Origin of the sequence: Sediminibacillus dalangtanensis, from assembly GCF_017792025.1 — a bacterium.
Classification (GTDB): domain Bacteria; phylum Bacillota; class Bacilli; order Bacillales; family Amphibacillaceae; genus Sediminibacillus; species Sediminibacillus dalangtanensis.
This window is the reverse complement of sequence record NZ_CP046956.1, coordinates 2,863,673-2,875,976: the sequence shown is the minus strand read 5'-3', so window position 1 is coordinate 2,875,976 and position 12,304 is coordinate 2,863,673. Positions and strand designations below refer to the sequence as shown.

Genomic DNA, 12,304 nt, shown 5'->3' with positions numbered 1-12,304 from the left:
AAAGAAAAAATCGTTAAATAGGTACTAACAGGGGGAACGATGAACATGATTAAGAAAAAACCGGCTTATTTATTCATGATAACTGCATTATCGTTAGGCACTGTTTTACCGGGTGTCAGCCAGGTAAGAGCAAACGAAATCGACAGCGTAAAAGACGAACTCAACACATTGAAAGAAAAGCAGAATGATGTCAGCAGCGAAAAAAGCGAAGTGAGCGGAAAAAAGTCCAATACGGAAGAAAAGATTGAACAAAACAAAGAGAATCAGAACAAAGTAACAAATGAAATAGAGAAAATTGATCAGGAACTGTCCGACGCACAGGAAAAAATTGCAAGTAAAGAAGCGGAAATAAGTACTACCAATCAGGAAATCGAGCAAACAACTGCAGAAATCGAACAGACGAAGCAGGAGATTGAACAGCTGAAAGCCGATATCGAGGACTTGAAAGAGCGGATTGCCAAACGTGAAGAATTGTTGAAAAATCGGTTGCGCAATATCCAGAAAAACGGCGGAGACATCAGTTACTTGGAAGTGCTGATGGGCGCCCAAAACTTTGGGGATTTCATCAACCGGGCAACTGCCGTGAATAAAATCATGGATCAGGATAAAGACATCATGGAAACACATCGGGCTGAAAAGGCCGAACTGGAAGAAAAGCAAGAAGAAGTAGAATCGAAGAAACAACAGCTGGAAACGAAACAAGCCCAGCTGGAAGACAAGAAGAACAGCCTGCAGCAGCAAAAACAGGAGCTTGAATCGTTAAAAGCTGACTTGAATCAGAAAATGGAGCAAAAAGAGTCCTATATGAACGAGTTGGAAGACGAACAACACGAACTCGAAGAATATAAGATGTCCTTAGAGGAAGAGCAGCAATTGCTCACAAGCCAGGAAAGCGCGATTCAAAAAGCAATCCAGCAGGCACAAGCTCAGAAGCAGGAACTGGAAAAAATGGCTGCTGAGAAAAAACGTAAAGAAGAAGCAGAACGCAAAAAGGCTGAATCAAGCGGAAGCAGCAGTAGCAGCAATACTTCTGCCCAAAGCAACAGCTCTTCTTCCTCGCAGCAGTCCAGTGGAAGTGGCATGTTCATCCGGCCATCTAGCGGTACTAACACCTCTGGTTTAGGAATGCGTTGGGGTAGCTTCCATGCTGGTATTGATATTGCTAACAACATTGGAACACCTGTCTATGCGGCAGCCACTGGTGTTGTCAGCCGGGCGTATCGTTCCACCAGTTACGGAAACTGTGTGTTTATCAGCCATTATATTAATGGACAAGTTTACACTACCGTATATGCTCACCTGAATAGTTTTAACGTTTCGACCGGTCAATCTGTAAGCCAAGGGGACCAGATCGGTCAAATGGGTAACACCGGTGATTCGACTGGGCCACACTTGCACTTTGAATTGCACAAAGGTCCGTGGAACGCTTCGAAAAGCAACGCCGTAAACCCTTATAGTTATTTCTAAGTCTTTAATAGACATGTTTGGGACAAGTCCCGCATAAACTGAATGAAGAAAAGGCATCGCACAGTTAACGGTGTGATGCCTTTTTCTTACATCTTCATCCATTTTGCCCATTGTTTCTCAACCAGCGTTTGTTTCGTGTTAAAGTAGTAGGGAGAGACTTAGGCAGAAATAGAATTAAATCCATTGGAGTGAATACCATGAATCTCAAAAAACGCTACATAGCAGCGATTATGGTGGCTGCCCTCCTGCTTGGCGGCGTTGGCGCATACTTCGGTGTCCAGCTCGCCCAGTCACAGGATTCAACCGTCCAACAAGGCGGTGACGGCGGAACATTCGCCGACTTAAGCGAAGAAGAGCAGGAGGAGTTAATCGGGAGTTCGCAAGGTAACGAGGAACTCGCGAAAGTAAACAAGGCATTTAACCTGATCAAGGACAGCTATCTGGAAGATGTAGAGGACAGCAAGTTGATTGAAGGTGCGATTCAGGGGATGATGGACAGCCTGGAAGATCCCTATAGCGTATATATGGACCAAGAAACTGTAGAAGAGTTCAATCATTCGATTGAATCCTCATTCGAAGGGATCGGTGCCGAGGTCAGCATGGTGGAAGGCAAGGTCACTGTTATCGCTCCAATCAAGGATTCGCCGGCAGAGGAAGCTGGATTAAAGCCGAACGACCAAATCTTGAAAGTCGATGGGGAAAGCGTAGAAGGTTTGGATCTTTATGACGCAGTTTCCAAAATCAGAGGAGAACAGGGTTCAAAGGTTACGTTGGAAATCAATCGTCCTGGTGTTTCCGATCCGTTGAATATTGAATTGACAAGAGACGATATTCCACTCGAGACCGTATATTCCGATACGAAAGAGGTAAACGGAAAAACAGCAGGTATCATTGAAATAACTTCCTTCTCAGAAGGGACTGCGAAACGGTTCGATGAAGAGCTCGCTAAGTTGGAAGACAAGGGTATTGACGGATTGGTTATCGATGTCCGAGGAAATCCGGGCGGCTTGTTCACAGCTGTAGAGGATATTTTAAAAAACTTCATCCCGAAAGATACACCTTATGTACAAATAGAAGACCGCAATGGGGAAAAGTCCCGTTATTTCTCAGAGATTGATGAAAAGAAAGGCTATCCGATCAATGTCCTGATTGACGAAGGAAGTGCTTCCGCTTCGGAAATCCTGGCAGGAGCGATGAAAGAAGCCGGGGATGCAGAACTAGTCGGGACAACCAGTTTTGGTAAAGGAACAGTCCAACAGGCGATTCCGTTGGGAGATGGCAGTACGATAAAAATGACATTATTCAAGTGGCTGACGCCGGAAGGGAACTGGATTCATGAAAAAGGGATAGATCCAACCATTGAAGTCAAACAGCCAGATTACTTTTATACAAATCCGCTGCAAATCGAGGAAGCCCTTCAATTGAATCAAAACAACGACCAAGTGAAAAATGCTCAAATCATGTTGAGTGGGCTTGGTTACGAACCTGGTAATAAGGACGGGCTTTATGACCAGAAAACCGCCAATGCCGTTAAAAGCTTCCAGTCGGACAACAGTATGGACAGTACTGGAAAAATAGACGAACAAACGGCAAACAAATTGCAGGCAGATATCGTAGAAAAGATCAGAGAAGGCAATAACGATAAACAAAAAGAAAAAGCATTAGAAGAATTATTTCAATAGATAACCCCACACCCGCCCGCTACCCCGCCGGCGGGTGCTTTTTTTATAGGAGATGGGGTCAGTCCCCTACCGATTTAGAGTGGTATTGCGCTAATAAGGTGGGGGACTGACCCTGGTATTTTCCTAAATCATTTTTATTCGGTCTGTTATTTCTGTATTGGTTTGTCAGATTCTATGTATGATTCTTAATATTGCTGTCTTATAGGCTTTTTCCTATGCTATAATATATGTACTATATTTGACGCGGTATGTTCGTGAATAGAGTGGGGAGGGTAATAGCATGGCACTGGATGCATGGTTGATAGAATTGGCAATGGGAGTGGGAAAGCTGTTTTTGAATCCGCTGCTGTACTGGTCGGTGATCTTGTTATTGCTGGCTTCGACCCGACGGATTAAGCAAGAACGCAGCCAATTTGGTTTGAAAGTTTTCGATGTTTTCTCTGAAGCAAAAAATACATGGTCTGTCAGCTTGATTGGCGGAATCCTGCTCTCTGCTGCTGCGCTAGGAGGCGGCATTGTCTTCAGTTATCCGGTACTCCTGGTGTTGTCGGCGATGATGATCCTGCTTTCTGTTACAGGACGATTCACCCTGCTCTCGGCTGCTTATACTTTTGGGTTTAGTTACTTTATTTTGTTAATCGCTCCTCCTTTGATAGCAGAATATACCGATTTAGCTTGGACGACGGATCTAGAGTCACTAAATTTCACCGGCCTTGCATTGCTGCTCGCTGCATTTTTGCTAATAGAAGCCCTATTATTTTTGCGGATTACAAGCAGAGCTACATATCCGGAACTAGTCAAAGGAAATCGCGGAAAATGGGTGGGCCGTCATCGGCTCAAAAAAATGGCGGTTATTCCGTTCTTCGCCTTGGTCCCTACGGGCATGATCGAGCCATTCGCGGACTGGTGGCCGGTTTTACATATCCAGGGAGAAAGCTTCGGACTGATTCTTCTGCCGCTGATGACAGGCTTTGAGCAAGTGGTGAAAGGAGTAAAACCAGTGCATGCTGCCAAAAGAATCGGCAGATCCGTCCTATTCCTTGCATTTTTAACTTTTGGACTAGCCATCGGCAGTTATTTTCTACCGCTTCTCTCACTTGTTGCATTTGGAGTAGCTCTGATCGGCAGGGAATGGATTTCCTTTCGGTTCCGAGAAAAAGACAAGCAGGAGCAGCCTTTCTTTCATCCATCTGAAAAAGGCCTGCTGATTCTGGGTATTATTCCGGGTACGCCAGCAGACCAGCTTGGCATGCTTGTCGGGGAAAGAATTGAACGGGCAAACGGACAGCAAATCAGTAATGAACAGGAGTTTTACACTGCATTACAGCGAAATAGTGCTTTCTGTAAATTAGAGGTGCGGGATGAACGGGGAGAAATTCGCTTTTTACAACGGGCGATGTATCAGGGTGATCCACATGAGCTCGGCATTATATTTGCAAAAGAAGAATACCGTTTACGTAACCAGGAGAAGTCCGGTTAAACTTCATGTCGTGAAAAAGAGGTATCCGAGCAGGGTGCCTCTTTTTTTAAATTCGGAAGCAAATACTTTATTGCCCTTATGTTTCAGTTGATAGTAACTGGTGCGAACTAGTTTGAAAGGAGTCTCCCTAATCTCCTATATTCGTTGAGTTGGCATTCGGCGCTGCGGAAATACCCTGCGCTTTCCGCGGGCGGCTGGTGAGCTTGGTTGGAAAATGCAGTGCCAGCCGTCAAAGATAGCAGCTTTTTACGTTCCTTAGGATTCTATATATTCCATCTCTGCCAAAAATCTCCTCGGAAAATGGTAAGCATTTCTCTTCTTCTAACAAGGAATATCGATACCAAGCTGGGAAAAATGCGAGATCCTCAAAAATGAAGCCCGCATTTTCTTCGTGAGGTGAAAATTCAAGAAAGATTCTTCATGTCCAGTGGGATAGCTGGAGCGTTCCCACGGAAAGGGAGTGTTTTCCACAGCGCTGGACTTACACTCAACTTCATTAGACCGAGTGAGATCCTTATAAAAAGAGAATTTTCATTATTGCGCAATTCATATCAATAGTGAAAAAAACATAAAGAATCCCCAGGCCCTAAACCAGCCTGGGGATTCTTTATACTTTCATCTGCAGCAGCTCGCGTAGTTCCTGTTCAGACAGCTTCGATAGCATTGTCTCTCCAGGCTGGATGATTTGATCCACGAGTTCACGCTTTTTCTGCTGTAGTTCAAATATTTTCTCTTCAATCGTTCCTTCCGTTATCAAGCGGATGACCTGAACGACGTTTTTCTGTCCGATCCGGTGCGCACGGCCTGCTGCTTGTTCTTCGACCGCCGGGTTCCACCATAAGTCATACAAAATGACGGTATCTGCACCCGTAAGGTTCAGACCGGTTCCGCCTGCTTTCAGGGAAATCAGGAAGACAGTTTTTTCCCCGTTATTAAAACGTTCTACCATTTCCATCCGTTTTAAAGACGGAGTGGAGCCATCGAGGCAAAATACATCAATTCCTTGCTCGGTCAGCTTTTGCTCAATGATGCCCAGCATCGAGGAGAACTGGGAAAATACCAACGCCCGTTTCCCACTTTCCTGCAACTCCTGTACCGTTTCCAGCAGTTGTTCCAGCTTCCCGGATTTTCCATTATAGTTATCGAGGAACAGGGCGGGATGACAGCAGATTTGGCGCAGTCTTGTCAGACCGGCCAATATTTCCAGCTTTCCTTTGTCAAACCCTTTTTCTTCAATCGTTTCGGCCACCTGCTGTTGCATTTTTTCAAGGTAAACCAAGTATACCTGTTTTTGCTGCTTGGTAAGATCCGAGTATTGCACCGTTTCAATCTTGTCGGGAAGCTCCTCGAGAACATCTGTTTTTAGCCGGCGTAAAATAAACGGCCTGGTGATGCGTGCGATGTAATCGTGTTCCAGGTTAAGGAAAGCCTTCTTATTGACAAACAGTCCGGGCGAAATGGTATGAAAAATCGCCCATAACTCTTCCAGAGAATTTTCAATCGGTGTACCACTAAGGGCAAAACGCTTTCCGGCTTGGATCATCCGTGTAGCTTTGGCGGTTTGGGTTAGATGATTTTTTATCGCCTGTGCTTCGTCCAATATAAAGTGATCAAACACTGTTTCTTCATAAAAACCAGTATCTTTGCGCAGCAACGGGTAAGAGGTCACATAGACATCGGCAGCACTGTTTGTGTTGATTATTTCCCGGCGTTGTTGTTTGGTACCGGCAATCACCGCCACCTGGAGAGAAGGGGCGAATTTTTCGAACTCCTTTTGCCAGTTATATAGCAGGGAAGCGGGTGCCACTACGAGACTTTTCATCGTTCCGTTGGTTTCTTTTTCCGATAACAGATACGTGATTGTCTGAATGGTTTTCCCCAAGCCCATATCATCTGCCAATATGCCGCCGAGGTGATAGTGACTTAACGTTTTAAACCACCGATAACCAGTCAGCTGATAATCACGCAATTCTGCTTTCAACTTTGCCGGCAGCGGAAAATCAAGATCTCCCGGATTTTTCAGCTGAGTGAGCAACTGTTGAAACGTTTCGCCATATTCAGCATGGTCATCATCCAAGGCCTCCTCAATTTGGAAACTCCGGGCCATCGGCACTTGGATTTTGCCGTCCTCGACATGGTTTTTTTGAAGCTGGAGCTTGTCGGCCAGCTGGCGGAAAGAATCAAATGATTCATCTTCCAAAGAGACAAGTGCTCCTTCCGGAATCCGGTAATATCGCCGTTTTTCAATCAATGCCTGCATCAATTGCTGGACTTCCTCGGCAGAAATGCCATCGACATCAAATTGGATATCAAGCATTCCGTCAAGTCGATTGACTTCAACAGAACTGGACATAACCGGCTCACTTGTATTGATCAACGTCTTCACCCTGGAAGAAACGTATACATCGGCCATTTCTTTTAGTTGCGGAAGTGTTTCCTGTAGGAAGTGATAAATTGCATCCATTTTGAACAATTGATACATATCGTTTAAATAGACAAATTCCGCTTCTTCCAGCAGGCTGATTAAGGCCAACTCTTTGGCGGCTTCCCGTTTTATTACCTTTTCTGCCAGTCGGTCTTCCTGATACGGATAAACGATATCCTCGCCATAGTGGAATTCCAGTTTTAACTGAAGCGAATCAGAAACTTCTTCAAGATACACTTTCGGGCGCAGCGGGCTGGTCGTAATCGCATTTTTGGTTTTTTCTGCATAATGTACCCGTCCGATTTTTTCCAGTTTGGGAACGACATTGCTGACGAATGAACTCATCTCTTTGCCGGCGATTTGTTGTTGTTTATCCGTCCTGTATGGCAGCAGGGCATAAAGCTGGTCCATGATCTTACGCTGCTCCTTATCAAGCAGGTAAAAGGTTCCGTCGGAAAACAGGCAGCCATAGTGCTGAAAATACATATAATTCGCCAAATCGGAAATATCGATTTGAAAGGATTCCTCAGCCTGTTTGTCGAGTTGGAACCGGACTGGCTGGATGTTTTGCTCGACCTCGATTGGTATTTTTTCATCTCTGACTTGATAAAAACTGTCCGCTTCAGCCAACAGTGTGAGCAGTTTTCCGGCGACGGTGGGTGGCAGTATAATCGACCGTTTATCCACCATTGGATTGGAAAAAGAATTTTCGTACAAGGCCTCATTGTCATAGGCATCGATCAGCTGATTGATAATCGGTTGATCCTGATCCCGGAATACATGGCTGCCGGGCTGATAGGTGAATGAAGGCGTTATTTTATAAGGAATCCCTCTTTTGATATGGGACAACAGTTCCCGGATGTCTTTGATGACATACGTTCTGGATGTGCCCAATCTCACTTCTGCCTCAAGGAAAAACGTTGAATTATGCGGATTCACTCGGCTTTGCAGGATGTATTCTACCTGCAACAGCTGCTTTTGTTTCGGCGTTTTTTCGGTGAAGGCATCGATCATTCTGGAAGAAAAATCAAAATCTACTTGTTCAGCCACAAAATCCTCCTGCCCGGATTCGGTACGGATCTTACTCCATGACTCCTGGCTGATTGCCAGCAAGACAGCGGCTATATGCTTACAGGTATAATGCGTGGCATAGGCCGGACAGTCGCAGCTTCCTTCCAAATCATCATCGTCAAAAAAGAAAATACGGACACTATAAGTTTCCGTGCCGCGAACCTGTCCGCGCCAGGCATTGATAGTCGGATTGTAGGTGATTCCATGCACCCGCCCCTTTTGATAATAGTCCAGACCCCTTTTATAAAAACGTTCTCCGGTGATTTTCACGATGTCCTGTTTGTCTAAAAAAAACGTTCGCAACTCTATCTCATCCCTTGTTGAAAAACATAGTCATCTCTCTATTATAACAGAGGCTGCAAGTTTGAGTGATGGAGTAACACAGAGAAAAAACCAAAAAATTAATGGAAGGAATTCGGGCAGATTTGTGTTAGCATTAGAAAAACAAAACAGCAGCATCAACTGAGGGGGAGAGGGCATGAAATTCGTTCTACTATACGGTCCACAGGCTGTCGGGAAAATGACCGTCGGGCAGGAACTCGAGAAAATGACTGGCTTGAAATTGTTCCATAATCATATGACCATCGAACTGGTCCATCGTTTTTTTGATTTTGACTCGGAGTCATTCCAGCGTCTTGTCAATATGTTCCGTCATGCAATTTTTGAAGAAGTAGCGAAAAGTGATTTGCCTGGTCTGATTTTCACTTATGTTTGGGCGTTCGACCAGCAGGAAGACTGGGATTTTGTCGAGAAAATCTGTGAAACGTTCGAATCAAAAGGAGCAGAAATCCTATTTGTGGAACTGGAATCACCTTTGGCTACAAGGTTGGAGCGCAATATAACCCCGCACCGTCTGGCACTAAAGCCGACGAAGCGGAACCTGGAGCAGTCAGAGAGCAATTTGCGTTTGACGCACGAACAATACCGCTTGAACTCCAGGCCTGGTGAAGTTACCCGGAAACCTTACCTGCGAATCGATAATTCCGAACTGACAGCAGAACAAACGGCCTTGTTGATCAAGGATGAGTTCGGTTTATAATTAACGGCTTGCATAGGTTAGTGAATGAATTGCAATTTTCTGGTTGATAAACAGCAGTCAAATTAGCTATGATAGTAAAGGATTAAAATTTCACTCCCAAAGTGGAGTCGTTGGCTCGAAGCAGAGATTTTGGCGCACCTGTTTACCTGCTTTACCTGCAGGTGCATGTTAGATAAAGGAGAATCATCCAATGTAAACATAAATCCCTTGCTGAACAGAAACTTTATACCAATCACTTATAAGAAAGGGATTTTTATATGTCTATTAAAGAAGAAGTGAACAAGCGGAAGACCTTTGCGATTATTTCCCACCCCGATGCCGGGAAAACAACGCTGACCGAGAAGCTATTGTTATTCGGAAACCTGATTCGTTCGGCTGGTACAGTAAAAGGAAAAAAGTCGGGTAAATTTGCAACATCGGACTGGATGGAAATCGAGAAACAGCGTGGAATCTCTGTTACATCCAGTGTCATGAATTTTCCTTATAAAGGGCATCAAGTGAATATTCTGGATACCCCGGGTCACGAGGATTTCAGTGAAGACACGTACCGGACGTTGACTGCTGTCGACAGTGTGGTGATGATCATTGATGCCACCAAAGGGATCGAGGCGCAGACGATCAAGCTTTTCAAAGTTTGCCGGATGCGCGGGATTCCGATTTTTACTTTCATCAACAAGCTGGACCGGGAAGGCCGTGAACCGCTTGAATTGATGGAAGAGATCGAGGAAGTACTCGATATCGAAACCTATCCAATGAACTGGCCGGTAGGAATGGGGAAAAGGTTTTTGGGAATTTTCGACCGGCACGGCGAGCAATTCGTCCGGTTTAACGGCAATGAAGAGGAAAGCTATATCCCGTACTCAGACCTCGACAAACCGGAATATGCAGACCTGGTGAATGATGCAACCTATAAAGAAACGGAAGATGAGCTAGCGCTTCTTGATGAAGCAGGCGATCAGTTTTCGCTGGAAGCCGTGTTGCGAGGGGAGCAGACTCCGATTTTCTTCGGAAGCGCGCTTGCGCCGTTCGGTGTACAGACCTTTTTTGATACCTTCATTTCCATGGCACCGGCTCCGACAGCAAGAAAGTCGACAGAAGGCTTGGTGAGCCCCGATAATCCGGATTTTTCCGGCTTTGTTTTCAAAATCCAGGCCAACATGAATCCGGCTCACCGTGACCGAGTCGCCTTTCTGCGGGTTTGCTCCGGAAAATTTGAGCGGGGGATGAGCGTCAAACTGGCAAGGACCGATAAGCCTATCAAACTGGCCCAGTCTCAACAATTCGTTGCCTCTTCGCGGGACACGGTAGAAGAAGCATACGCTGGGGATATCATCGGGATTTATGATCCGAACGCATACCGGATCGGCGATACGTTGATAGAAGGCAAAGAGTCGTTTGAATATGACGAATTGCCCCAGTTCCCGCCAGAGCTGTTTAAAAAAGTATCGGCGAAAAACGTCATGAAGGCGAAGCAGTTCAAAAAAGGCATCGAGCAGCTGGTTCAGGAAGGTGCCATTCAGTTATTCCGTGGCACCAATGACGAATCCTATATCATCGGGGCTGTTGGCGAACTGCAATATGAAGTGTTTGAATACCGCATGAAAAATGAGTACAACGTCGAGGTTATGCTGGAATCGATCGGAGAGAGGATTCCGCGCTGGCTCAAGGAAGAGCAGGTCGACCGTTCGATGTTTGATGAACGCAACCTGCTTGTCAAGGACCGGGAAGGAGAGTACCTTGCCTTGTTCAAGAATGATTTTTCGCTGCGCTGGTTCCAGGATAAACACCAGGATATCGAGCTGATTGATTTGTTTGAAGTAAATCAGTACGACCAAAGCTATCAATAAAACTAGAAAATAAAAAAAAGCGCCTGTGACCCAAATGAAAACCGAACAATATCACCATTCGTTCGGTTTTTTTGATGAGCAAAAAGAAAACCGTTCTATCCTTCTCATATGAAAAGTGCAATTTTCCACTCCGGCAAGGTACTTCGCTTTCCGCGGGCACGGCTTTGGCTAACTTGGCAAAGAATACCGCTTTGCCAAGTGGATCTTCAGTTCGCGCTCATCCCGCTGGTGTCTGCGTACCTTGCCTCCGTTGGATGGAGATACCTTCTCTTCTGGTGTGTTTTTCGTTTTGCTTATTCCCGTTACGGATAGAAAGCGAAGCCGCATGGAACATGGAACTAGGAGTACTTCTATATCCTTTTTGCTATTGTCCAATTTTTAAAGAATAAAGGAACCCCCATCCTGATTTTTCGTCTTCTTCCCTGTTTAGATACCTATCAGCCAATAGAAGAATACGGTTCATCTTGTCTTGATCATGTCGAAATCAGACCACGAAAACGTAGCGAAGGCAAGATACGGAGACTCCAACGGGAACAGCACGAGCTGAAAATCCCGCAAGAAAGCGGTTGGTGCTTTCTGAGGAAGTTGAAGCCGTGCCCGTGGAACGCGTAGTATCTTGCCGTAGCGATTCGAAGCACGCATCAAACCACAGGATAAAAGGGAAGTCCATCTATGGAACATACTAACCGTTCTGTGGCGGTTTCGATAAGATTTTATCCCTTTCTTTCTGGTTGTTCAGAGAAGAAGCCATTTCATTTGTAAAATGATAGAAATTAATTGGTATTTTGTGTTAGGATAAATATCATAGAATGCGTTTTCAATCAGTCTTTTACCCTATTCTAGTTATTACGAGTAGAAAATTTTTAAATGATGGAGAGGAGATGGTTACAATGGCAGAGTTCCAGATTAAAAAACTAAATACGATCGTAGTCCCAGTAAAAGACTTGGATAAGTCTATTACGTTTTACAAAGATGTTTTACATCTGCCTGAAGATTTTGTAGAGAATGGGATGGCTTCTTATTCCATCGGTACTGGGGACGGAAAAGTCACGGTGTTGTTACATATCATCGATGAACCGGAACCCGTGGAAAATGGGATTGTTATCGAGTTTGAGGTAGATGACGTGAACAAAACAGTCACTTCCATAAGAGAGGCGGGAGGACAAATCGTCCAGGAACCGATCGACCGGGAATGGGGAGTGAAGGAGGCTGTCATTGCCGATCCGGATGGATATAAAATTTGGATGGTAGAGCCTTTATCCTAGTTACATGGAAGGTATGAGACGATACCCC

General features: G+C 45.1%; 7 protein-coding genes. 6 read left to right on the top strand and 1 reads right to left on the bottom strand.

Going from position 1 to position 12,304, the window contains the following annotated elements:
- Positions 1-45 precede the first annotated feature (45 nt).
- From ERJ70_RS14405 to ERJ70_RS14395, 3 genes are all read left to right on the top strand, one after another.
- Positions 46-1,467 carry a murein hydrolase activator EnvC family protein gene (locus ERJ70_RS14405; protein ID WP_245207987.1) on the top strand — a complete coding sequence of 474 codons (1,422 nt, stop codon included), beginning with the start codon at positions 46-48 and terminating at the stop codon, positions 1,465-1,467.
- Between the two features lie 197 nt (positions 1,468-1,664).
- The gene (locus tag ERJ70_RS14400; protein WP_209365509.1) at positions 1,665-3,149 is read left to right on the top strand and encodes a S41 family peptidase; all 1,485 of its coding nucleotides are present in this window, start codon (positions 1,665-1,667) and stop codon (positions 3,147-3,149) included.
- A 280-nt stretch (positions 3,150-3,429) separates the two neighbouring features.
- The gene (locus ERJ70_RS14395; protein WP_209365508.1) at positions 3,430-4,629 is read left to right on the top strand and encodes a PDZ domain-containing protein; all 1,200 of its coding nucleotides are present in this window, start codon (positions 3,430-3,432) and stop codon (positions 4,627-4,629) included.
- A gap of 607 nt (positions 4,630-5,236) precedes the next feature.
- On the opposite strand, the gene ERJ70_RS14390 is transcribed toward ERJ70_RS14395, so the two are convergent.
- Positions 5,237-8,428: a DEAD/DEAH box helicase gene (locus ERJ70_RS14390; protein WP_209365507.1), complete on the bottom strand. Its 3,192-nt coding sequence runs from the start codon at positions 8,426-8,428 to the stop codon at positions 5,237-5,239.
- A 175-nt stretch (positions 8,429-8,603) separates the two neighbouring features.
- Here ERJ70_RS14390 and ERJ70_RS14385 point away from each other — a divergent pair, with 175 nt between their 5' ends.
- The 3 genes from ERJ70_RS14385 (at position 8,604) to ERJ70_RS14375 (ending at position 12,276) form a co-directional block, all read left to right on the top strand.
- Positions 8,604-9,164 (top strand): DEAD/DEAH box helicase family protein, encoded by a 561-nt coding sequence (locus ERJ70_RS14385; RefSeq protein WP_209365506.1) that lies wholly within the window; start codon positions 8,604-8,606, stop codon positions 9,162-9,164.
- A 257-nt stretch (positions 9,165-9,421) separates the two neighbouring features.
- Complete coding sequence (locus ERJ70_RS14380) at positions 9,422-11,011, top strand: peptide chain release factor 3 (RefSeq protein WP_209365505.1); 1,590 nt, start codon at positions 9,422-9,424, stop codon at positions 11,009-11,011.
- An 890-nt stretch (positions 11,012-11,901) separates the two neighbouring features.
- On the top strand, positions 11,902-12,276 hold the full coding sequence (locus ERJ70_RS14375) for a VOC family protein (protein WP_209365504.1): 375 nt from the start codon (positions 11,902-11,904) through the stop codon (positions 12,274-12,276).
- The last annotated feature ends 28 nt before the right edge of the window (positions 12,277-12,304 follow it).